24 protein-coding genes and 1 riboswitch are annotated in these 23,913 nt (G+C 38.3%); of the genes, 13 read left to right on the top strand and 11 right to left on the bottom strand.

Annotation, left to right across the window (positions count from 1 at the left end):
• Positions 1–4: 4 nt before the first annotated feature.
• Positions 5–1,195 carry an MFS transporter gene (locus OU989_RS07710; protein ID WP_274796545.1) on the top strand — a complete coding sequence of 397 codons (1,191 nt, stop codon included), beginning with the start codon at positions 5–7 and terminating at the stop codon, positions 1,193–1,195.
• Between the two features lie 304 nt (positions 1,196–1,499).
• On the opposite strand, the gene OU989_RS07715 is transcribed toward OU989_RS07710, so the two are convergent.
• The 6 genes from OU989_RS07715 to OU989_RS07740 all read right to left on the bottom strand — a co-directional run bounded on the left by OU989_RS07715 (position 1,500) and on the right by OU989_RS07740 (position 5,779).
• Positions 1,500–2,117, bottom strand: a complete 618-nt coding sequence (locus OU989_RS07715; protein WP_274796546.1) for a C40 family peptidase — start codon at positions 2,115–2,117, stop codon at positions 1,500–1,502.
• Between the two features lie 306 nt (positions 2,118–2,423).
• Entirely contained in the window at positions 2,424–2,612 is a 189-nt protein-coding gene (locus tag OU989_RS23790; protein WP_274796548.1) for a hypothetical protein, read from the bottom strand.
• Positions 2,613–2,863: 251 nt separating this feature from the next.
• A complete protein-coding gene (locus OU989_RS07725) occupies positions 2,864–3,610 on the bottom strand; it encodes an amino acid ABC transporter ATP-binding protein (RefSeq protein ID WP_274796550.1) in 747 nt (248 codons plus the stop codon).
• An 11-nt stretch (positions 3,611–3,621) separates the two neighbouring features.
• Entirely contained in the window at positions 3,622–4,278 is a 657-nt protein-coding gene (locus tag OU989_RS07730) for an amino acid ABC transporter permease (RefSeq protein WP_274796551.1), read from the bottom strand.
• A 67-nt stretch (positions 4,279–4,345) separates the two neighbouring features.
• Positions 4,346–5,143 (bottom strand): amino acid ABC transporter substrate-binding protein, encoded by a 798-nt coding sequence (locus tag OU989_RS07735; protein WP_274796552.1) that lies wholly within the window; start codon positions 5,141–5,143, stop codon positions 4,346–4,348.
• A 243-nt stretch (positions 5,144–5,386) separates the two neighbouring features.
• Positions 5,387–5,779 (bottom strand): ribonuclease HI family protein, encoded by a 393-nt coding sequence (locus tag OU989_RS07740; protein ID WP_274796553.1) that lies wholly within the window; start codon positions 5,777–5,779, stop codon positions 5,387–5,389.
• A 160-nt stretch (positions 5,780–5,939) separates the two neighbouring features.
• Between OU989_RS07740 and OU989_RS07745 the strand changes: the two genes are divergently transcribed.
• Positions 5,940–6,131, top strand: coding sequence for a zinc-finger domain-containing protein (locus OU989_RS07745; protein ID WP_274796554.1), 192 nt, complete (start codon positions 5,940–5,942; stop codon positions 6,129–6,131).
• A gap of 72 nt (positions 6,132–6,203) precedes the next feature.
• On the opposite strand, the gene OU989_RS07750 is transcribed toward OU989_RS07745, so the two are convergent.
• Both OU989_RS07750 and pepF read right to left on the bottom strand, forming a co-directional pair.
• Positions 6,204–7,187, bottom strand: coding sequence for an SEC-C domain-containing protein (locus tag OU989_RS07750; protein WP_274796555.1), 984 nt, complete (start codon positions 7,185–7,187; stop codon positions 6,204–6,206).
• Between the two features lie 226 nt (positions 7,188–7,413).
• Positions 7,414–9,231 (bottom strand): oligoendopeptidase F, encoded by a 1,818-nt coding sequence (gene pepF, locus OU989_RS07755; RefSeq protein ID WP_274796556.1) that lies wholly within the window; start codon positions 9,229–9,231, stop codon positions 7,414–7,416.
• A gap of 219 nt (positions 9,232–9,450) precedes the next feature.
• On the opposite strand from pepF, the gene OU989_RS07760 reads away from it, so the two are divergent.
• Both OU989_RS07760 and OU989_RS07765 read left to right on the top strand, forming a co-directional pair.
• Positions 9,451–9,891 carry a Dps family protein gene (locus OU989_RS07760; RefSeq protein WP_274796558.1) on the top strand — a complete coding sequence of 147 codons (441 nt, stop codon included), beginning with the start codon at positions 9,451–9,453 and terminating at the stop codon, positions 9,889–9,891.
• A gap of 191 nt (positions 9,892–10,082) precedes the next feature.
• Positions 10,083–10,520, top strand: coding sequence for a general stress protein (locus OU989_RS07765; RefSeq protein WP_274796559.1), 438 nt, complete (start codon positions 10,083–10,085; stop codon positions 10,518–10,520).
• A 205-nt stretch (positions 10,521–10,725) separates the two neighbouring features.
• Here the strand turns inward: OU989_RS07765 and OU989_RS07770 are convergent, their stop codons facing one another.
• On the bottom strand, positions 10,726–11,625 hold the full coding sequence (locus OU989_RS07770; RefSeq protein ID WP_274796560.1) for a DMT family transporter: 900 nt from the start codon (positions 11,623–11,625) through the stop codon (positions 10,726–10,728).
• 134 nt (positions 11,626–11,759) lie between these two features.
• On the opposite strand from OU989_RS07770, the gene OU989_RS07775 reads away from it, so the two are divergent.
• From OU989_RS07775 to OU989_RS07795, 5 genes are all read left to right on the top strand, one after another.
• Complete coding sequence (locus OU989_RS07775) at positions 11,760–12,644, top strand: LysR family transcriptional regulator (protein WP_274796561.1); 885 nt, start codon at positions 11,760–11,762, stop codon at positions 12,642–12,644.
• Between the two features lie 68 nt (positions 12,645–12,712).
• On the top strand, positions 12,713–13,387 hold the full coding sequence (locus OU989_RS07780; RefSeq protein WP_274796562.1) for a phosphopantothenoylcysteine decarboxylase domain-containing protein: 675 nt from the start codon (positions 12,713–12,715) through the stop codon (positions 13,385–13,387).
• Positions 13,388–13,491: 104 nt separating this feature from the next.
• The gene (locus tag OU989_RS07785) at positions 13,492–14,085 is read left to right on the top strand and encodes a TetR/AcrR family transcriptional regulator (protein WP_274796563.1); all 594 of its coding nucleotides are present in this window, start codon (positions 13,492–13,494) and stop codon (positions 14,083–14,085) included.
• A complete protein-coding gene (locus OU989_RS07790; protein WP_274796564.1) occupies positions 14,078–15,172 on the top strand; it encodes a DUF418 domain-containing protein in 1,095 nt (364 codons plus the stop codon). Before OU989_RS07785 ends, OU989_RS07790 begins: the two co-directional genes overlap by 8 nt.
• A gap of 170 nt (positions 15,173–15,342) precedes the next feature.
• A riboswitch (SAM riboswitch) is annotated at positions 15,343–15,439 on the top strand.
• A 69-nt stretch (positions 15,440–15,508) separates the two neighbouring features.
• Positions 15,509–15,664 carry a YezD family protein gene (locus OU989_RS07795; protein ID WP_004269393.1) on the top strand — a complete coding sequence of 52 codons (156 nt, stop codon included), beginning with the start codon at positions 15,509–15,511 and terminating at the stop codon, positions 15,662–15,664.
• A 92-nt stretch (positions 15,665–15,756) separates the two neighbouring features.
• On the opposite strand, the gene OU989_RS07800 is transcribed toward OU989_RS07795, so the two are convergent.
• Positions 15,757–16,242 (bottom strand): flavin reductase family protein, encoded by a 486-nt coding sequence (locus OU989_RS07800; RefSeq protein ID WP_274796565.1) that lies wholly within the window; start codon positions 16,240–16,242, stop codon positions 15,757–15,759.
• Between the two features lie 157 nt (positions 16,243–16,399).
• On the opposite strand from OU989_RS07800, the gene OU989_RS07805 reads away from it, so the two are divergent.
• Positions 16,400–17,185, top strand: a complete 786-nt coding sequence (locus OU989_RS07805) for a VOC family protein (protein ID WP_274796566.1) — start codon at positions 16,400–16,402, stop codon at positions 17,183–17,185.
• Between the two features lie 411 nt (positions 17,186–17,596).
• Here OU989_RS07805 and OU989_RS07810 read toward each other — a convergent pair whose 3' ends face one another.
• The gene (locus tag OU989_RS07810) at positions 17,597–17,797 is read right to left on the bottom strand and encodes a cold-shock protein (protein ID WP_004269397.1); all 201 of its coding nucleotides are present in this window, start codon (positions 17,795–17,797) and stop codon (positions 17,597–17,599) included.
• Positions 17,798–18,010: 213 nt separating this feature from the next.
• On the opposite strand from OU989_RS07810, the gene OU989_RS07815 reads away from it, so the two are divergent.
• From OU989_RS07815 to OU989_RS07825, 3 genes are all read left to right on the top strand, one after another.
• On the top strand, positions 18,011–19,690 hold the full coding sequence (locus OU989_RS07815; RefSeq protein ID WP_274796567.1) for a formate--tetrahydrofolate ligase: 1,680 nt from the start codon (positions 18,011–18,013) through the stop codon (positions 19,688–19,690).
• Between the two features lie 491 nt (positions 19,691–20,181).
• A complete protein-coding gene (locus OU989_RS07820) occupies positions 20,182–22,218 on the top strand; it encodes a hydantoinase/oxoprolinase family protein (protein ID WP_274796568.1) in 2,037 nt (678 codons plus the stop codon).
• 3 nt (positions 22,219–22,221) lie between these two features.
• On the top strand, positions 22,222–23,901 hold the full coding sequence (locus OU989_RS07825; protein WP_274796569.1) for a hydantoinase B/oxoprolinase family protein: 1,680 nt from the start codon (positions 22,222–22,224) through the stop codon (positions 23,899–23,901).
• The last annotated feature ends 12 nt before the right edge of the window (positions 23,902–23,913 follow it).

The following is a 23,913-nucleotide window of genomic DNA, read 5'->3' on the forward strand; positions in this document are numbered from 1 at the left end:
TAACATGCAGCAAGAAGAAAATACACAAATATGGACGAAGCGTTTCATCAGTCTCTTTTTAACAAATATCTCGGTATTTTTTGTTTTTTATGGACTGGTAACGACTTTGCCACTTTATGCCATAGGTGAGCTCCACCAGACAGATAAGGAAGCGGGACTATTATTGTCAGGCTTTTTATTATCAGCCATTATTGTACGTCCGTTTTCAGGGAAACTACTAGATGTATTTGGTAAGAAGAAATTGCTAGTCCTATCGATCGTGGGCTATTTTATTTGTACTGTCTTATATTTATTCGTACATCCATTTGGACTTTTACTAGGTCTTCGCTTTATTCAAGGGATTTTCTTTAGTATTATTACTACAGCTGCAGGGTCATTAGCAGCAGATATTGTTCCCGCTAAACGAAAAGGTGCAGGCTTAGGCTATTTTACAATGTCTACAAATCTAGCTGTCGTAATAGGGCCATTTATTGGCTTACTATTAATACAATACAGCACGTTTAATGTATTATTCATTGTCATGAGTATTTGTATTTTAGCAGGAGGTATTTTAGCATTAACGGTCAATACCGATGATTTACCGAAACCTGCCCATGAAGGGAAATTAACCTTTAAATTTAATGATCTATTTGAACGGAAGGCACTCCCAGTAGCAGCAATTGCTAGCTTAGTGGCATTTTCTTATGCAAGTGTCTTATCTTTTTTATCGGTCTATGCACAGCAAAAGGATTTAATGGCTGTAGCTAGTCTCTTTTATGCTGTGTTTGCGGCAGCCATGCTTATTACACGACCATTTACAGGAAAACTCTATGATACAAAGGGACCGCAATTTGTGATTATTCCAGGTATCATTTCTTTTGCTATCGGACTGGTCATGCTCGCATTTGTAGAAGGTCCCGTGTTATTTTTATGTGCAGCCATTTTTGTAGGCTTTGGCTACGGCTCTGTGACGACAAGCTTGCAGGCATTAGCCGTGCAATCAACAGCTATTCAGCGTAGTGGATACGCAACCGCTACTTACTTTACAATGTTTGACCTTGGTATTGCCCTAGGCTCGTATATTTTAGGAATGGTAGCCGTACAAGCAGGCTATGCATCTGTCTATTTATCAGGCGCATGCTTACTTGGCGTTGTCTTTATTATTTATTTAATCCGTTTAGCTAAAATAAAACCAAAAAAAGTGATCAATCTATAAAAAAACAGTTGGGGGAGTCCCAACTGTTTTTTCATGTTGTTGCAATAAGAAATGTTACTAGCAGTAAAAGAACGTTTAGCGAGGCGAGGGGTTGATTTCCTTTCCGCCAGCGTCCTTTCCAGGGGGCGTCCGATGAGCCGCTTCACTCACTTGCGTTCGCTCCAGGGTCTCATCTGTGACGCTAATCCCCTAGGAGTGGCGCTGGCTCCACTCCAATCAACATGCAGCACAAATGTCAATTATTCTAGAAGAGTGGGCACATTTATTTTAACTGTACAACCTTTGCTAAAATTTTGACTTTTTATTATTTCAAACGTCCATATCCTACGAAATGCTTCTTCCAATACGTGCTATTAATGTTGGCTACACTCACACCACTATTACTCGCATTAATCATTTGATTATTACCAATATAAATGCCTGCGTGTGAGATGCCTGCCTTATATGTATTTGCAAAAAACACGATATCTCCGATTTGAGGGGTACTTACTTTTTTAGCTGTCTGATAAAAACCGGCAGCCGTTTTGCGTGGAGTTGAAATACCAGCCTGATTAAAGACATAGGTAATATATCCAGAACAGTCAAAGCCTGTACTTGGCTTTGCTCCACCGAAAGTATATTTAACACCGAGTTGCTGTTTAGCTACCTGTAGTACCTTGGATGTCGTGTTCGATACTGAGGATAGTTGTTTATTGATTGTTAACTTTTGTCCAACATAAATCGTGGAAGACGATAAATGGTTGGCGTTCATTAATGTTTGATAGGAAATACCGTGTTGCGTGGCAATCTTCCATAAAGAATCGCCGGATTGAACGGTATAGGTTGCAGCTGATGCTGATTCTACTGTTGAAAAAAGTACGGATGAGCTTAATGCCAATGCCGCTAACTTCATGCCCCATCTATACTTTTTATTGCTCTTCATGCTTTAATTCCTCCTACAAAGTTACAATTTGATACGAATTTGATTATAACATTGTAGTATTACAGGTGGATGTCAATTAAATAACAATGTGGAGTCGTTTTTAGAGTGAGGTACTGTTTTTTTCTAATTCTCTAGGGCATTCGTAGGGTAGAATTACCAATTGCATGTATGTTCTATCTGGGCAATTTGAAAAATATGCTATCATCAGATGGAACATTTTTGTTGGTATGAAAAGGGAATCGGTGGTCGAATATGGTATAATAGAGAGGTAACTAGATAGAGGTTTCATGGGCGGTTGGCACAATTTTAACCTATCTCATTCAACTTATTGAAGAGAAAGGAGTTGATGCCAATGACTATTTTTGAAGCAATAATGGTTTCTATAAGTTTCTCAACACTTATAGTTTCGGTCATTGCATTGTCATTTACTTTTACACAAAAAAAGTAAACCGCCCCGGCCTCGCAAGCTGTGAGTAGGTTTACTTCTTTTCTCATTGCAAATCGCCTTTGAAGCGATTCATCTTGTTACAAAGGCCATTTGGTGCTGACACACCGAATGGTCTTATTAAATTTATATACTTCTTCACTAAGAATTATAACATGGGTATATGGTGTTTTTCAAATAGTGTAAAATTTAATTCGTTTGGACTTACATAACAAAATGTATTCTTAGACCAATAACCTAGATAGCGGAATGTTAATAGTGAGAGAAAAGGAGAGCTGCATATACAAGCTCTCCATTCAATTTAATGAAGATTCTTCTGTAAAAACGCTTTTGTGCGGTCGTTTTGTGGGTTGGTAAAGAAGTTGTCTGGGTGACCGGTTTCGATAATGTCTCCACCATCCATAAAGACAACCTTGTTGGCTACTTCTTTGGCAAAGCCCATTTCATGAGTGACGACAATCATTGTCATTTGGTCTTCTGCCAAGCTTTTCATGACTTTTAAGACTTCGCCCGTTAGTTCAGGATCTAAGGCTGAAGTTGGTTCATCAAATAATAGTAATTGAGGATTCAACATCAAGGCACGGGCAATTGCAACACGTTGTTTTTGACCACCGGAAAGATTGGCAGGGTAGGCGTTTGCTTTGTCGGAAAGCCCAATTTTTTTCAGCAAATCTAGACAACGGCTCGTAATGGCTTCAGACGACTCAGTTTTTAATAAGCGCGGAGCCATTTCGAGATTTTGCTGAACTGTTAGATGGGGGAATAGGTTAAAGTGTTGAAAGACCATGCCCATTTTAGCTGTTATCGTTTTAATGTCCTGTGGTTTAGCATATTTTCCATTTCGCACAAGATAATCACCATCAACTAAAATACTCCCTCCCTCAATTTCTTCCAAATAAATTAAGCTCCGAAGCATTGTGCTTTTCCCGGATCCCGATGGACCAATGACAGCAATGACATCGTTTTTCTCAACTGTAAATGTAATTTGTTTTAAAACCTCCACCTGATCGAAGGATTTTTTCAAGTTTGTTACTTCCATCAATGCCATTTGTGTCACCTCTATTCAAATTTAAAGCGTTTTTCTAGCCCTTTAAAGAACATTGTTAAGACAAGAGTCATAACTAAGTAAATAGCGCCAGCGATAAAGAAAGGCATAATTGTGAAATCACGATTCACGGCGGTTTGTGCAAAATGCAGTAATTCTGGAACTGCTACTGCATAGAGCAGGGCTGTATCCTTTATGAGTGTAACTGATTCGTTGGATAAAGCTGGTAAAGCAACGCGGAACATTTGTGGCAAAATGACACGTGTTGTTGTGTGCCATTTAGATAAGCCGAGTACCTGTGCTGCCTCATATTGTCCTTTATCAATAGCTAGAAGACCACCACGGAATATTTCTGCGAAGTAGGCAGCATAATTTAAAATAAAGCCGAGACAAGCGGCTACAAATCGATCGAGCACTAAATATTCACCGATTACTGGTAGCATAGGTAAACCGAAACAAATTAATAATAATTGTAGTAAAAGTGGTGTACCACGCATGATATATATATACGTATGTGCAAGCCATGCGAGTGGTTTAATGCGACTTTTTACCGCAAGAGTTAGTAAAAAGCCTAATGGAATCGATACCACAATAGCGATAATAAACAGTAAAACCGTCATTTTCGCACCTTCTAGCATCGGCCATATCATAGTTTGCCAGTAATCCGCCATAACGATGTCCCTCCAAAAAGAGTAAGAGTTTCACTAAGGAAACTCTTACAGATGTTGTATCATGTCCTTACTTTAATACTTTATCTTCACCAAACCATTTTGTTGAAATGTCAGCTGACGTACCGTCCTCATTCATTTTGTCTAATGCGGCCTGTAGTTTTTCCAACAATGCTTCATTGCCTGGCTTCACACCAATTCCGTATTGTTCAGGTGCCAGTGATTCCTCTAATAATTTGAATGTATCAGGCTCCTGTGTCATGTAATATTCTGCAACAACAGCATCAATGACAACGGCATCAATACGGCCTGTTTTTAAATCGGATAAAGCTAAAACGTTATCTGCAAACTCTGTAATTTGTTTTACTTCTTTGTGAATTGGGTGACCGTTTAATGCATCGGATGCAGAAGAAAGGGATTGAATTCCGACTTCTTGTCCAGCTAAATCACTTAGTTTAGAAATCTTTGAATCTGCTTTTGTCATAACAACTTGAGCGTTTTCGAGATAAGGCTTTGTAAATAATACTTTTTCTTTGCGCTCATCTGTAATGGTATAACCGTTCCAAATTAAATCAATACGTCCACTGAGTAATTCAGCCTCTTTTGTTTTCCAATCGATTGGTTGGAATTCTGCTTCGACACCCATATGATCAGCCGCTGCTCGTGCTAAATCAATATCGAACCCAACGATGTCATTTTTATCATCTCGGAAGCCCATAGGTGCAAATTTATCGTCAATACCAATAATAATCTTTTCTTGATCAGCAGTTGTTTCGTCTTTTCCTGCTTTGTTATCTTTCGATGAACCACATGCTGCTAAAACAATGACTGCTGTTAGCATCATGAATAAAGTTATTATACGTTTCATTCGTGTTTCCCCCTATAATCTATCACTTTCACTTGCTAAACTACTAATGTGTTAAAGGATATCACCGTGTTTAATCAATGTCAATATCGTTTTGGATTAATCAGAAAATTAGCTGCATGTTCTAGCATTTTTTATAAAAAAGTTGACATTCATAAAAAACGTGAATTGGGGGATAGTAATTATTTGAGTAAACGGGAAAAAGAAAAGGGGACTGTTCATGAAGGACAGTCCCCTGAAATGGTGTTAGCTATTTTTGCTTTGGATCGCTTTTCGTGCTAATGCATCAGCTGCTTTGTTTTGTGAATCAGGCACCCATTTGATAAAGAATAAATCAAAGTTTGTGGAGAGTGCTAAAGCTTTTTCTAAATAAGGTTTAAATTCCTCATTTTTGACATATTCTTTTTCCATAGAAGCAACTACAATTTTGGAATCGGAGCGTACGGATACAAGGGAAGAGCCTAGTTTTTGCGCTTCTTCAAGTCCGCGTACTAATGCTGTAAATTCGGCGATATGGTTGTTCGTTTCACCGATATATTCACTAATTTGGATATGATGGCCTTCCCCTTTAATAAAAAGTCCAATACCACTTGGACCAGGATTTCCTGCACTGGCAGCATCGATATAAACTTCTAACATAACATCCCTACTTTGCAATGTGTCTTCCCTCTAATTGTACAACAAGGAGGGGAATCATTGCCCGTAAAAAATGGAACAAACAAAATAGTTGCTTGTTCAAATCGAACGCTTCATAATAGTAGGAAGTGAATTTTGGACGTGGAAGGAGCGAGAGTTCAACATGGATAAAGTGACGGTTATGAAGGATATTGACGAACTGCATGATACGTATTGTGCGGATTGCTTAGTCATCAAGCAATTGCGTAAAGAACGTGGTAAACCAGGGGCTCATCGTTTCTGTATTGAGGCCTGTTCAGTTGGAGAAAAGCTACAGTTTTTAGGAGAAGAGCTTCTGAAAGTTTATAGTAAATAAGATTACATGCACATTAGAAAAAGCTACATGTTTTAGCAATACGCTAAACATGTAGCTTCTTTAATTGTACGTTTATTTCGTTTCAGCATAGCTGCTTAAATCTTGGTAATACTTTGTCAGAGAAGAAGCAGAAATATCAAATGTCGCGGCGATTTCTTTAACTGTCATCGAAAGGGACTCGAACAGCTCCTTTTCCTGACCATAGCGAATGGCACCAGCTGCAATAGCTGCTTCTTTGCGTGCAGTTGGTTGACCTTCAATTAGATAGTCCTCTAATAACTCAAGTATCGGTGCTGTTTCACGATCATTTTGCTCTAAGAAGTCCTTCACTTGTGTTAGGACATTGCTCTCAAAGTTTGTGAATTCCTCACCTTTATAGCCATTGGATACAAGTAACTCCCAGAAGGCAAGTTGCTCTTCTTTTAAGAATGTGCCAACCTTCTTGTCTGATGCTTCAAATTTTTTCTTGAATTCTTCAAATACTTTCGCATGATCTTCAGGGAAGAAAATCAATGTAGACACAGCTAAATAATGTGTCGATTTATTTGTTCCGTCTGGTAAGATAAAGGCAAATACATGCATACCTTCAGGAATTGGTTTGTCATTTTCACGACGAATATATAGCTCTTCATTTGTAAGGGAATGATTAGCTTTGAAATATTTTTCTTCAACAACAGATACTGTACCGATAAATAAAGTCGGCTGAGACCAGTTTTCAAGTACTTTAACTGTAGAAGGTCTTACAGCCTTTTTCTTTGTTTTCTTTAAGTAGCTTTTCCAAATAGATGGCTCTTGATGGAAGAAAAAGTCGTCTAACGCGATAGCTTCAATCAGCTCACGCTGTAAAACGCTCTCTAATTTAGGCTGCCATGTGCCCACATGCTCGATATAAGCACGAACATCTTTACGATCAGGATATTCTAAGTAAAATGTTTGTAGCACACGCTCTAGTTCTTCGATTTGTACTGTTTCCACTGTTACTTGCTGTTTGCCTTCACAACATTTTTTATATTTTTTGCCGCTACCGCATGGGCATGGATCATTACGTTTTACCATAATTAGAACACTTCCTTTAATCATTGTTAATCGTATATTGCTAAATAATTTGCGTACTATTAATAATAACGGTACTTTTGTATGAAGAAAAATGATTGTCTATTTTGAAATATCTAAAAAATGTAGAGGGACGCCCTGATTCTAGTATATGTATGGATTTTTCTACTTAGAACTAAAAAAGAAAACGATCTGCACTTTTAAAGCGCAGTATCGTTTTCTATTGAATCTATTGCTGTTGTACCGCTTCTATTTCTAGTGTGAGGCGTTCAAGCTCATCAATTAAATGACCAATATAGGCAATGGTATCACGAAGCGGTTGGTCCGTTGTGATATCAACACCTGCCATTTGTGCCAACTCTACGGGAGATTTTGTTCCACCGGCCTGTAACACAGCTAGCCATTCTTGGACTGCTGTATCTCCCTCTTTTAAAATACGTTGAGATACTTGTGTAGATATCGTTAAACCAGCACTATATGTGTATGGGTAAAGGCCCATATAATAGTGAGGCTGACGCATCCATGTAAGTTCAGCACCTTCAGTAATATCGACTGTGTCACCCCAGAAGTCTTCTAAAACTGAGCGTTTTAAGTTATTTAAAATGGTTGCATTGACAGCTTCACCAGCATCCACTAATTCATACACTTTACGTTGATATGCGGCTTCTAGTAAATGTGTAACAAAGTTATGATAATACGTTTTTGAAACAATGTTTGAAATCACCCAGCGCTTAAAGCGTAGATCATCATTATGTGTGAGTAAATAATTGGCTAACAGCATTTCATTCATAGTCGACGGTGCTTCAATAAAATAAAGGGAAGGTCGGCTGTTAAGATAAGATTGGTGTTCATACGTATTTGCGAAATGGCCAGCATGCCCTAGCTCATGAACAAGCGTAAAGACTTCGTTCATGCGTTCATTCCATGACATTAAAATATAGGGGTGGCTACCATACGGACTTGAACAGAATGCTCCTGTTGATTTTCCTTTGTTGGGCGCATAGTCAATCCAGCGCTCATTAAAGGCTCTATCCATTAATTGATTATAATCATCACCCATCACTGCTAATGCTTTATCAACATATTCTTTGGCCTCAGCCATTGATAATTTTGGGTCATAATCTGGATCAAGCGCAATTTTTAAATCCGCAAAGGTCATATGGTCGATGCCACTGGCTTTTTGAATTAATGTGGCATAACGACGCATATGCGGAGCAAGCTCTTTCGTAATCAAATCGATTTGACGATTATAAAGTGAACGGTCCACATCTTGGTCAAATAGTAAATAATCAATGACAGAGTCAAAGCCTCGCAGGTCAGCCATTGTTTTTTCTTGTTGAATATGCGTGTTATACACTTGTGCTGTTGTATGCTGGTAATCACGGAGCTTACTTGAAAAGGCCTTAAAGGCAGCACGGCGTAAATCTGTATTGGCTTCAAATTCCCAGTCATTTTCGTATAAGACAAAACTTAGTGGATGTTTTTCGCCATTTGCTTCAAATTCGCCAAAGTTCATATCCACTAATTTTGTCGTATTGTATGTTTCGTATGGAGCATCAAATGTGGCACTAAATGCTGCAAGTGCTTTTTCGACCTCTGGATGAAGCTGGTGAGGTTTATGCTTTAACAGTTCCTCTAGATAACGTTTGTAAAGAGGGCTTGATGCAGCTGCTTCCTGTAAAATTGCTTCATCCAACGCCAGTAATTCTGAGCGTACGAACGATAGGGCACTGCTGACTTTCCCGATAGCAGTACTAAATTTCGCAGCACGCATTTGTGCTACATCATTTGTACGATCTGTTTCGAGGCTTAAGCTTGCATATGTGCCAATCGGAACAAACCTCTTTTGTAGCTCTTCAAAAGCAGATAACACGTCAATTACTTTTTGTGCATCTGTAATGGTACCTTTATACTGCTGCTCAAAGTGAAGTGCATCGTCAACCAGTTGCGCTAAAGTAGGTTCAAAATCAGCATCATTTTTTAGTAAATCTGTTAAATCCCATGTTTCTTCTACTGCAACATCTTTTCTTAATGGTAAAACTTCCATTTATGAACACCCCTTTACATGTAAGTGATTTCATTATAACGAAACTATTTCGGAAAGTGAAATAATTTAATAGAATAGTTGAAATATTCTTGCGGAAGGTCAATTCTTATGAAGAATGTTTGAAATATTGTCGGGCGGGAACAATGTGTGTATAGCCAACATAAGTTGTAACGCATACTAAGGGCTAGAACAATTGACACATTGGAGGAGAAATACATTATGACACAAAACTTAAACAAACAATTAAATAAGCTAGTGGCTACATGGTCTGTCCTTTATACGAAGCTGCACAATTATCATTGGTATGTTAAAGGGCACGCGTTCTTTACACTGCATGCAAAATTTGAAGAATTGTATAATGAAACAACGCTGAATTTAGATGAAATAGCAGAACGTATTCTTTCAAAGGATGGCAAGCCTGTGGCAACATTAAAAGAACATCTAGAGCTATCCTATGTGGAGGAAGCGACAGGAAATGAGACAACAGAGGAAATGGTAGCAACGACAATTTCGGATTTCCAAAAGCTAATGAAAGCATTAAATTCCGCTATGGAGCTAGCCGCTGAAGAAGGGGACGATCGTACAGAGGATTTACTTAATGCGATGTATCAATCCCTTGAAAAGCATACTTGGATGTTAAAAGCCTTCCTAGACAAATAAATAACGTAGTAAGAAAGAGCATGTTGGAGAATTACTCTCCAGCATGCTTTTTTTGTTTTGAGCCACCACATGACAAATAAATAACAGGGTTTAAAGCATCATAACAATTATTACAGTTTGGTAAAACGTGTTTGTTTGTGTTCTGTACGGGTATTTACCTAGTAAGCCATATAAATTAGGAGGAATTGAACATGATGAATGAACAAAACCCAAAAATTGAGGTGGCCCATACGAGAAATGAAATGCTTCACATTTTAGAAAGTATGCGGTTAGAAGGTTACCAACAAGAGGATATCCATATTATTGCGAAAGATCCGCAACAGTTTGAGGACGTAAAATGGGACGCTGATGTCCAAACGCATGAAGCGGGTAATTGGGTAGACCAATTCAAATCTTGGTTTACAGGTGACTCAGCTGTTACAGAGGGCTTAAAACGATTTAATCTATCCGAGGGACAAATCGCTTATTATTCGCATCTTGTTGAGCAAGGGAGTATTGTCTTGTATGCGGAACATGATGATGATCTGGATACACTACAAACACATCCAGAGACAGCTGCTGAACAAGAGGAGCGCTTAAGAAATCAAGAGCGTATGATCGAGGCCGAGCAATATAGAAGATTTTTATAAAGTGAAAAACAGAGTGATTTCAATTGATCACTCTGTTTTTTTGTTGTAGAAAAAAGAACGAAAAGAGGCGTTGATTTCCATTCGCCTGCTTTCTTTCAAGGGAGCTGATGAGCTACTATCCACTTTCCTTACATACTAGCGGTTGTGAGCAAAAATAGCTGAATGTTCTCCAAAGAAAAAAGAGTAATCACGGGGACCACTCTTTCTATTGTATAACTTTTTCTTGTGCATCCTTTTTGATATAACGCAATACGTGAAAATGCTCTAATTGGGCAACTAAATTACCGATTAGAATAAAGCTACCACCAATGACTAATTTCATCGTTAGGCCCTCACCAATAAACATCATGGCGAACATGGCTGCAAAAATAGGCTCTAAAGAAAAAATGAGACCTGTATGTGTAGCAGATGTGTACTGTTGTGCAACAGTTTGGCCGACAAAACAGAACGCACTACAAATGATTCCAAGACCTAAAATCGCAATCCAAGATGTCGTTGAATCTGGCAACGTTGGTGTTTCTAATATGAATGTTAAAATTAGTGCATAAAGTCCAGCGAAACCTAGTTGATAAATACCATATGAAATCGATTCGACATTTCGTGTAAAGGAGCTATTTAAAAGTAAATAAATTGAATAACATAATGCTGCAATTGCTACTAATAGGTCACCCTTTTGAAAGGTGAACGAGCCATGTGCTGTTAATACTGTAATACCAATCATCGTGCAAATAACGGCAAAGCTAACCGCTCTCGATGGTAATTTTTTTTCAATGAAACTACTGAAAATCGGCACTAATACAACAGTTAGGCTTAAAATAAAGCCAGCATTTGAAGCGGAGGTAGACTGTAGACCAAATAAACTTAACGCGAACACAATGAATAATAAAAATCCTTGAATAGCCGCATATTTTAATGTTTTACCATTTACTTTGATCATCCGTTTATAAAAAATAAGTCCTGCTACGAAGAATGCGATGATACAACGTAATGCCACCACATTATAAACTGCCAATGTTTCAAGCCCCATGACCATAAAGGTATAAGATAGTCCCCAAAACATTGTGACAATAACCATCAATACATTTGCTTTTCCTTGGATACTCATTATGTTCACCTACCATCTGTGTACTAAAACAGTTTTTATACTAAAAATTACTATATATCTTGTATTGTGATTAGTAAAACGAATGTTTATAATGAATAGGATTAAAAAATTTCATGTACATAGAGGGATGGCGAATGAGCTTAGTAAAATATGAGATTTTAACAAAGGTAGCAGAAGTAGCAAGTTTTACAAAAGCAGCGGATGCGCTAGGGTTAACACAGTCTGCAGTGAGTCATGCCGTATCGAGTTTAGAAAAAGAATTTGGCTTTGCCCTTATTCACCGTAGTCGTGTAGGTGTCACACTAACAAGTGAAGGACAGACAATGCTTAGGGCGATGCGACAGGTCTTGGACGCACAGGAGTTATTGCAGCAGGAAGCAGCGCATATTCTCGGCGTTACACGAGGTAAGGTACGTATTGGTGTTATTTCAAGTATTTCTTCGAATTGGATGCCTGAAATTATTCAGATTATGGATCATCAATTTCCTGGGATACAAGTGGAGTTACGTGAAGGGGATTATTACGAAATTGAACAATGGCTTCTAAGTGGTGAAGTCGAGGCAGGATTCCTGAATGGGCAAAAGTCAGAACAGTATCAATTTATGGAATTACAGCAAGACCCTTTATTATGTATTGTTTCTCATAAAAGTCCATTATTTCATAAGACAGAAATTGATATTGTGGACCTAGAGGATATGCCTTTTATCATGACTTCTTACAAAGGGACAAATGATGTAAAAGTGCTGTTAGAACAATATCATGTAAAGCCCAATATACGCTTTGAACTTTCTGAGGAAGTAGGAATTCTATCTATGATTTCACACCATTTAGGGATTAGTATTTTACCCCAATTGGTCATTCAAAATTTACCGCCAACATTGAAAGCGATTCCATTAAAGCAAGGTGGCTACCGAACGATTGGTATTGCCATGAAACACCATGCTTCACCCGTGACAAAGAAATTTGCTGAAATATTAAGTGCATGGTTAAAAGAGCAAAACAGCTCCCTTCCATCGTAGCTATTGAAGCAAATCGTACCATTACGTTAAAATAGTATTTGTATATATTTTAGAAACTAGGTGAGTGTATGGGGACATTACTAGGCAAAACCGTACTCATTACAAGTGGGGGAACACTTGAAAAATGGGATCGTGTACGAGGGCACACGAATTTATCGAAGGGGACAATGGGCTGTTATTTAGCAGAGGCAGCACTGGCTGCTGGTGCGACTGTCATATACATGCATGGTTACTTTGCCCAGCTCCCAGAAAACGAAGATAAAATGACATTGGTTAAATTTGAAGGCATTGAGGATTTAGGAGAAAAAGTTCGTCATGCTGTCCAACAACAACAAGTCGATATCGTCATTATGGCTGCTGCTGGCTCCGATTGGGTCATAGACAAAGTGTATGATCAATCAGGGAATTTAATGGAGGAAGCGGGCAAAATGCCTTCTGACGAACCACCGATTATTCATTTTAAAAAGGCACCAAAAGTTTTAGGTCAAATCAAAGGCTGGCAACCAAATGTAACGTTAGTAGGCTTTAAGCTGGAAGCGACGAATGATGAGGAATTTTTGCTTGCTCGTGCAAAACTACGCATGGAAACAGCCAATGCACAATTTATGGTAGCTAACAGCTCACAATCTTTATATGGTGGGGACGAGCCTCATTGGATTGTCCCTGCTGAAGGGCAGCCAATCAAGGTGATGGGTAAGCAACAGACAGCTCAAGCTCTAATGGACTGTTTACAGGGGGATTAAAAGGAGAACTGTGGAGAGGGTTTACTTCTGCACAGTTTTTTTGTTGTGAAAAATTGGATCTTCGTATATTATTTACTTAACGGTCGGTAAAAAAGGAGGCCCTTATGGGAAATAGAGAACAAACCTTTCAAAAAATTTTAGAAGTTGCCTATGTGATGTTTGCAGAAAAAGGATTTGAGAAAACGAGCTTAGCTATGATTGCAGCAGAGGTCGGCATATCAAAACCAGCTATTTATTACTATTTTCAATCAAAGGATCAATTAATTTCTTTTTTGTTTGAGGAACTTTATAAAGAAATTCAATATGATATCGTTGTTGATTACAAGGAGCTATCTCCAAGCAATTTCATTGAGAAATTACTGAAGATTGGCTATAAGTCAATTGATGAACAGGACAAAGATCCTTATTTTAATAAAATATTTAGTCAGTATTTGTTATTAGCCGCTCGCGACGACCACTACATGCAACAGTTATTAGAGCTTCAATCAGATTATTTAGCAAGATTTTATGATATTTTTCAATACGCAGTGCAACTAGAGGTGCTAGATGAAAATGCCAACATAGAAGCGAAAGCCCACATGTTAGCCATGCTCTATGATAATATTGGCAATTTTATGTTAACTGGTAGTCAATTGAACTATAAGGCTATTTGGAGGGAGGCAGTACATAGCGTCATTCAAGGGGGAAAAGATGAATAAGCAACTTGGTCATCGTCGTATTGAGGGCTTAGATTTTGCAAGAGCATTAGCAATGTTAGGTATGTTTATTGTAAACTTTGGCGTTATTTCAGGTTCAACTGCCAATGGTTCACAATGGCTCATTCAATTGCAAAGTCTTTTTGAGGGGCGCGCCTCTGCACTATTTGTCATTCTAGCAGGAATAGGGACTGCGCTGATGACGCGGAAAGCAAGGGAAGCAAAGGACCCAATTCTTATTCGCCAAAGTAAGTTAACTTTATGGAAGCGTGCTCTTTTTTTGTTTGTTGTTGGGATGGTTTTATATGTGGTCGGATGGACGGGAGATATTTTACATTATTACGGTGTTTATATGTTTCTTGCAGCTTTGTTGATAGCAACTTCAAAGAAAACCATGCTTTTTACAATTAGTGCGGTGATAATCGTTTCCCAATGGCTACAAATCCAATTCAATTATCTAGTTGGGTGGCATCCAAAATATATTTTATTAGAGTATATAGATTTTTGGACGGTAGAAGGTTTTATGAGAAATTTACTGTTTAATGGCTACCATCCCGTTTTTCCATGGATATCTTTTTTTCTCATTGGGATGATTGTAGGTACCTTAGATTTAACCAATAGGGCATTAAGAAAGAAATTAGTTACGGTAGGTATCTTGTTAGGAGTGATTATAGAAATTTTTTCAAAGGTGATTATTCACTTCTCGACAAAATATTTCTTAGATCATGATAGTGCGTTGTATTTATTTGATACAGGACCGATTCCACCAAATATAATGTATGTTCTATCAAATTCGGCTTCGGCTATTGTGATAATAGTAGGTTGTATGTATTTTGTAGAAACTTTCAAAAATAAAGTAATAGAAGCAATCATTAAAACGGGTCAAATGTCCTTAACACACTATGTTGGCCATGTCTTTATTGGCATCACTGTGTTAGAAGTTTTCGATTTAGCAAACAATCCTACAGTCGCTTTTTCGATGCTCTATGCATGCTGTTATTTTTTAGGCTGTGTGTTTTTTTCGGTATGGTGGAGCACTATCCATCAACGAGGTCCACTTGAAAAGCTTATAAGAAAATGGTCCAATTAAAAAGTTAGAGAGTAGCCATCTATTTACTACTGATTAGGCATAAAATACATTCATATCGACTCATTCAAATGTAGAAGATTTATATTACAAAGTATTCAGCTAGGTTTTCTAATATTTTATATTGACATTCGTATAGTAGAATTATAGAATTATTGTCAAGAAACGCAGTACTCTTATCAAGAGAGGTGGAGGGACTTGGCCCAATGAAGCCTCGGCAACCGAAAAGTTAGGTGCCAAATCCAACAGGTGGTATCTGAGAGATAGGAGGGGCTATCAATCAGTTTGATGCGTTGGCCTCTTTTGTACAACAAGAATGATAAAGAAGGGGTGTATCGTATGGCTCAATCGGTAAAGGTAGATGATAAAAAATTAGAGGCAATTGCCAAGGCAATTCAAAATCTTGAATTTGGTGAAGTGCATATTACGATCCAAGATGGTGTCATTGTGCAAATTAATAGGCTTGAAAAACAGAGATTTCCGCAGAAAAAATAACATTGATTTCAGTTGAACGATGTCAAAAGGCCACCAATAAGCATGAAGGATTTCCTTTGCTTACAAGTGGCCCTTTTTTTTTGTCTAAAAAATTAACTATAAAAGCTTTTTGGTATTTGCCCAATATGACGGCGATGGTATAGTAACGGTTCTTTTTGCCCGTTTGTAATGTCTTGCACATGCCCAATAAAAATGGTATGGTCGCCAGCATCTATTTGCTGAAACGTTTTACATTGTAAAATAGCTGCTGTATCATGTAAAATCGGTAGACCTAAAGATGAAGTGGACCACTGTGCCTGTGCAAAACGATCAGGGATTTTACTGGCAAATAGTGTACATAAATGTTCTTGGTCGCTTGCTAAAATATTGACCGCGAAATGAGAAGCATTCGTAAAATAAGAATGAAGCTGAGAATTTTTATCGAGTGACCACAAAATAAGGAGCGGGTCGATTGAAACAGATGCAAAGGAATTGACGGTTAAGCCTATAGGTTTTGTTTCATGACTTGTTGTGACAACTGTAACGCCTGTAGGGTAATTACCTAATGCCAATTTAAAAGCAGCTACTTGATCTGTCATTCAAATATCACCTCTTTATTAATATAAATTAGTTCACGGAGTAAGTAGGTAAAATGAACTTTTTTTTCATATCCTACTAGTAACTCCTTTTCTTGAGTAAATTTTAAACCAATTAAACATACAGGTAAAGGTAATGGGGAAAGAAAGGGGAATTGCCATGACTTTATATTTTGATCACCTGGTTCACCAAGTGGAATCACCAGAAAATATAAAGGTTTTCTTCAATAAACGAAATGTCCACACAGTGAATGGTGGGCAGCACACGATGTGGGGGACTTATAATACGTTAAGCTACTTTGGCTTAAGCTATATTGAACAAATTGCTATCTATGATCGTGATTTATTTGAGCAGGCGGCACAATACCCATATTCCTTACATTATACGTTTAAACGTGATCAAGAGCGCCAAGGATTTTCACGAATAGCCTTGCGTACCAAAAAAATTGAGGAAGAGGGTCAACGCTTACGAGCATTAGGTTATGATGTATATGGGCCGGATGCTTGCAGTCGAACAAGACCGGATGGCACTGTTGTGAAGTGGAAGCTTCTCCATTTTGGCAAACCAGATCTTCTCATTGATTTTCCATTTTTAATTGAATGGGCAGAGGAAGATGAGGAACGTCTGTCACAATTAGTGACAAGCGGTGCTATTGATACAAAACAAGCGATTACAATGGAATCAATCCAATTGTATGTCAAGGATATACGAAGAACAGTTCGTTTATGGCAGGAGGTATTGCAGCTACCAGAGCCTGTGCAACATGAGCAGTTCATCTCGTTACAGCTCCCGAATATGCGATTGGATTTTTATGAGGAAGAGGTTGCAGTAGCTATGACACTTGGTCATATAAAAGAAGGGCCATTTGGTGTGACATTAAAAGATCCTCATCGAACAAAGGAAACATTAGTATGTCCTGGCGCTTTTTATTGGATTAATCGATAATTACAAGATCCACTTCATATGCTGAAGTGGATTCAGACTGTAGACAAACTCGATGAATTTTGAGTTTGCCTACAGTCTTTTTTCTTTTACAATGAAATAAAGCTAAGCTATTGATTTCCACAATGGACGGACGCTTTCCGCGGGTGAGGTCGAGCTGCTTCCCTCGCTTCGCTCAGTCCAGGATCTCGACTTTTCCGCTTTTCCCGCAGGAGTGCCGCCCTTCGTTCCGCAGTTTTCTTAGAGCTTTTTTGAAATTATTTCAAGTGTAATTCCCTTTTGTCATGCTATATGCTTCACATACTTAGTATCAAATTTGCAAAGGGCCACCATTGGTAATAAAAAAAGCGGATGAAGGAATATTTCATTCCTGCTCCGCTGTCCATTTGGAACTAAGCTAATAGTCCATTACCGTTATAATTTCACAACATTTGATGCTTGAGGTCCACGATTACCCTCTACCACATCAAATGATACCTTTTGACCTTCTTCAAGTGTACGGAAGCCTTCCTCCTGGATGCCCGTAAAATGTACAAATACATCTTCTCCATCATCACATTCAATAAAGCCATAACCCTTTTCATTATTGAACCACTTTACGATCCCCTGTTGCATAAGCATTCGCCTCCAATGCGCTTGAATGTAAAATAAAGTTAAATAAGTTGTGCTCTCATTGAGAAAATGTGAAAAAATTGCATTTTCTCTTAGAACATACATGAATTGAACAAAGATGTCAATTGATTGTCGAAATGCTTGCATATCTGGCTTTCTTTTTTTTCACAATTAAGACTATAATGGAAATGAACAACATAGAAAGTAGGATGCCAAATGACAACGAAAAATCAACCATTATCAGATTTAGAAATCGCTAGTCAAGCAGTGATCAAACCTATTACGGAAATTGCCAAAGCTGCGGGTATTCCAGAGGATGCTCTTGAGCAGTATGGACGCTACAAAGCAAAGATTGACCCATTAAAAATTACAGCTCAGGGCGAGGATGCAAAAGTAGTATTAGTGTCTGCTATTAGTCCGACCCCAGCAGGTGAAGGAAAGTCGACAGTGACTGTAGGACTAGCAGATGCCCTTCATCAATTAGATAAGAAGGTGATGGTCGCTTTACGAGAACCATCATTAGGTCCAGTAATGGGAGTAAAAGGTGGCGCAACTGGCGGAGGTTACGCACAAGTAATACCAATGGAGGATATTAATTTACATTTCACTGGTGACCTTCATGCGATTACAACAGCCAACAATGCTTTATCCGCATTTATTGATAATCATATCCATCAAGGAAATGCATTAAACATTGATCCACGACGCATTATTTGGAAACGTGTAATGGACTTAAATGATCGTGCTCTACGTAAAGTAGTCGTTGGTTTAGGGGGACCAGTTCAAGGCATGCCTCGTGAGGACGGCTTTGATATTACGGTAGCCTCCGAAATCATGGCAGTGTTCTGTTTAGCAACAAGTATTGAGGATCTACGTGAACGCATCGCTAGTATCGTGATTGGCTACACATTCGAGCGTGAGCCAGTCTTTGTACGAGATTTACAGGTAGAAGGTGCTCTTACTTTATTATTAAAGGATGCCTTCAAGCCAAACTTAGTACAAACATTAGAAGGAACACCTGCCATTATTCATGGTGGTCCATTTGCCAATATCGCTCACGGCTGTAATTCCATTATGGCGACACAAACAGCTCGTAAGCTAGCGGATATCGTGGTGACAGAGGCAGGCTTCGGCTCTGATTTAGGTGCTGAAAAATTCATGAATATTAAAGCACGGAAAGCTGGCTTTAAGCCAAGTGCCGTTGTTATCGTAGCTACGATTCGTGCCTTAAAAATGCATGGTGGGGTTCCGAAAACAGCGCTTGTTGGCGAAAATGTCGAAGCCCTTTTACAAGGTATTGAAAACTTAGCTAAACATGTGGAGACAGTTCGCACATTTGGCGTTGAACCAATTATTGCATTAAATCGTTTTATTACGGACACAGAGGCTGAATTAGAAGCCGTTCTTAACTGGTGTCAAGAAAATGATGTTCGTATCGCACGTACAAATGTCTGGGAAGAAGGCGGTAAAGGTGGTTTAGCTCTAGCTGAACAAGTACTAGCTGTGCTAGAAGAAGATAACAACTTCTCTCCTTTATATGATGTCACAGAGTCTATTGAAGAAAAAGTGCGTACAATCGTGCAAAAAGTTTATGGTGGGAAAGATGTGCAATTTACTGATCAAGCCAAAAAACAAATCGCCCAAATCGAAAAATTTGGCTGGGACTCTCTTCCGATTTGTATGGCAAAAACACAGTATTCCCTATCAGACCAACCAAGTTTACTCGGTCGTCCAGAAGGCTTTACCATTACCATTCGTGAAGTTATTCCAAAGCTTGGTGCTGGCTTCTTAGTTTGTCTAACAGGCGATATTATGACAATGCCAGGTTTACCAAAAACACCGGCTGCGCTACGTATGAATGTTGATAGCGAAGGACATGCGGTGGGATTGTTCTAACATTACTCTCCTTTCAAAAATTTAACTGCCCCGTAGAAGTTAGACCCTAATCTAACTTCTACGGGGTTTTTTACGACCCACAAACCTTTAGGCTTTAAATCATGAATTGGATAGCTTACTAATGGAATCACTTCAATGTCTAAGGTAATCGTCTAGAGATTATTTTTTACTCTGTCATTTATTAGTGTATTCCATCTGCAAATCCATGAATAAAAATTATTTTTTCGAAACATTAAGATTCTAGTAAAAAACTAGGATCTTTTTTTTGCATAAAAAAACAAGAGAAGTTTCCTTATATAAATGTGTTTGGTAGTTTTTATCAATAGTTCTCTGTTATTGGAAAGAAAGAGCGGATTTTTACAATAGAAGATAATTGTCAAATGAATTTTTATTTAAAAAATACATTGAATTTTCTTTTTCTTTTAAATATAATTTACTTAATTCTAATTCGGAACACTGTTCCGATTATAGGAACACGGAGGGATGAAGTCTTGAAAATCGCAACAGATATTGGCGGTACTTTTACCGACCTAGTTTTCACAGATGAAAAAGGTAATCTTCATTTTGATAAGGGACATACAACACCTGGTCACTTTGAGGATGGCATATTAAATGTATTAGGACGTCATGTTACGGAGGATTCTCTAATTGAATCTTTTATTCATGGTTCAACTGTTATTATTAATACACTGACGGAAAGAAAAGGGGGCGTAGTCGGGTTAATTACAACAAAAGGCTTCCGTGACGTAATAGAAATTGCCCGTGGTAATCGACCAGACTTATATAACTTTAAATATAAAAAGCCAGAACCATTTGTAGAGCGTTACTTACGACAAGAAATAGATGAGCGAATTGATTTTAAAGGAAATGTTATGAAAGCGCTTAATACCGAGGAAGTCGGTGAAATCGTTCGTAAATTTAAGGAATTGGGTGTAGAGGCGATAGCCATTTCATTGATTCATGGCTATAAAAATCCGATTCATGAGCAACAGCTAAAAGAAGAAATCTTAAAAATTTGGCCAGATGTGTATATCACTCTTTCAAGTGAAACGATTAAAGAATACCGTGAGTATGAAAGAACAAATACAACTGTATTAAATTCTTATGTTAAGCCAATTGCACATGCGTATTTAAAAAGCTTAAAGGAGAAATTAAGCACGATTGGTATTACAGATCATTTAAAAATTATGCAATCGAATGGTGGTACAACAAGCTTTGATAAAGCGATGGAGCTACCAATTAACCTAGTTGAATCAGGTCCTGTAGCAGGTATGTTTGGGGCAGCGAAATTAGGCCAACTTTTAAATGAATCGAATATCATCGCTTTTGATGTTGGTGGGACGACAGCTAAATGCTCCCTTATTACAAATGGCAAAGTGAATGTCACAACAGATTACTATATTGAAAGAAATGAAAAATTTGCTGGCTATCCAATTAAAACGCCAGTTGTGGATATTGTAGAAATCGGCAACGGGGGCGGCTCAATTGCCCGTGTAGACCAATTCGGTTCATTAAAAGTTGGTCCAGATTCTGCAGGTGCCAATCCAGGACCAGTGGCATACGGCTTAGGAAATACACAGCCGACCATTACAGATGCGAATGTGTACTTAGGAAGATTGTCATTAGAAAACTTTGATAATCCTGTTTCCATTGACAAAGTGGAGGAAGCTCTTGTTGAAGCAATTGCGAAACCATTTAATGTATCAGCGGAGGAAGCAGCGCAAGGCATTTTAGATATTGCAAATTCTAATATGCTTAATGCACTAAAGTTGATTTCGATTCGTAAAGGCTATGACCCTGAAGATTTTACAATGGTAGCCTTTGGTGGTGGTGGACCACTTCATGCGATTAACTTAGCTGAAGAGCTGGGCATGAAAAAAGTCATTATCCCATATGGTTCTTCTGTCTTTTCTGCCTTAGGAATGATGATGACCGAGTACCGACAAGATTATATTCAAACAAGTTTAATGAACTTTGACAAAAACCATCTTGCGGCTATTCAAGAAAACATTGATCAAGCGATTGCCAATGCGTATGCAGATGCACCTTTAGCTAAGGATCATTATTATTTCGAGATTAATTATGATTTACGCTACAAAGGTCAAGAGCATACGGTTAAATTAAACGCATCGACTATTACAATTAATGAAGAAGGGCTTGAAAAATTAGCAGAGGCTTTCCACATTAAACATAAGCAAGAATTTTCATTTGATTTACCAGCTACACCAATTGAGCTAGTGAACTTACATCTTACAATTTACGGAAAAGATGAGGCGGTTCAGTTTAAAGAATTAGACTTCTCTCATATTGACGCTTCGACTTGTATTAAAACAAAGCGCAATTTATACGTGAAAGGAACAGGTTGGGTAGAGGTCAATGTTTATGATCAACAAAAATTAGTACCTGGCTATGTTATTGCTGGTCCTGCCATTGTGGAAAATCCAACATCTACAGTCGTGATTAATGACAAGCAATCCATTGAAATTGATCAATACGGCAATCTGATTGTAGAGATGGAGGGAAAATAAAACATGAAAAAAGACGTTTTTGCAGTAGAAATTATTCAAGATTCATTGCTAGCAATAGGAGATGAGATGTTTATTGCGCTAGCACGCTCTTCTATGAGTCCCGTGATTTATGAAGTATTAGACTATGCTTGTGGTTTAACAGATGCCAAGGGTAATTTAATTAGCCAAGGAAATGGTGTAACGAGCTTTATTGGGATGCTAAGTCCAATGGTGCAGCGTGTTATTGAAAAATTTGATAATGGGAAACAGTTACACGAAGGGGATGTCATTATTATTAATGACCCATATGTTGGTGGTGGATCTCATTTATCGGATGTAGGCTTAGTCCTACCAATTTTCTATAATGGTGAAATTATCGCGTATTCAGCCAATAAAGCGCACTGGACAGAAGTAGGGGGCATGGACCCTGGTTCATTCACAAGTAATTCTAATGAAATCTATCAAGAAGGTTTACAGCTTCCAGGTGTTAAACTTTATCATCAAGGTGAGCTGAACGAAGCAGTCTATGAAATCATTTCGACGAATGTCCGTTTACCAGAGCTTTCGATCGGAGATATGTTTGCACAAGTAGCAGCTCTAAAAACAGGAGAAAAACGAATTGCAGAGCTTTGCCAGAAGTTTGGTGCTGAGTCTGTGAAATTGTCCATTCAAAAACTATTGGACAAGGGAGAGAAAATTGTTGAGCTGGAGCTTCAACATTTACCAAAAGGTGAGTTTTATGCGGAAGACTTTATTGAAGGTGACCCATTAAAAGGTGGCCCATACCCAATTAAAGTGAAAGTAACAATTAGTGATGAAGCGTTTATTTGTGACTTTAGAGGCTCCCATCCTGCAGTCAATGTGCCAATGAACTGCTCACAATTTGGTTTAATGGCTAGTGTGCGGGTTATGTTCTTAGCATTACTTGGTGATATTGATGTAATCAACGAAGGTGTCTTTAAACGCTTAACGATTATTACAGATGAAAACTCCATTGTCTCAGCTAAACGTCCTCATCCTGTGTCCATGAACTTCGAGGCACGTATAGGGGCAGCGGATTTAATTTGGAAGGCTCTTGCACCTCATTTACCAGAACGATTATCTGCAGGGCATTTGCAGTCCGTTTGTACGTTTATCTTAACAGGTAAAAACCCTGAAAACGATGAGTCATTCTTAATCGTTGAACCATCCGTTGGTGGTTGGGGAGCGTCCAATGATGAGGATGGTCAAAGCGGACAATACTGTATGGGAGATGGTGAAACATATAATCTCCCGGTTGAAATTGCCGAAACAAAATATGGTATTCACATTGATGAATATAGCTTAAATTGTGACGGGGCAGGTGCTGGTCAATTTAGAGGCGGCTTAGGTGTACGTCGCGTTTATACAGTGAATCATGATGGTCAAAAGGTTTCTGTTAACTTAGGAAGACATCAATTTGCGCCTTTCGGTTTAAATGGCGGAGGAGAGGGCTCTCACAACTATCTGATCATTCATAAAAACGATGGAACGAAGGTTGGACCCGTTGGAGTGCTGGCCAATTATGAATTGCAAAAGGGTGACCGCATTGAGCTTGTGACAGCAACAGGTGGTGGTTATGGTAATCCACTTGAAAGAAGTGCCGAGGCCATTGAACGTGATTTATTAAATGAATATATTTCTATAGAAGTAGCGCAGAAGAAATACGGTTATCAAAACGCTTAAAGGGAGAAATAA

Origin of the sequence: Lysinibacillus irui (genome assembly GCF_028877475.1) — a bacterium.
GTDB classification, from domain to species: Bacteria; Bacillota; Bacilli; order Bacillales_A; family Planococcaceae; genus Lysinibacillus; species Lysinibacillus irui.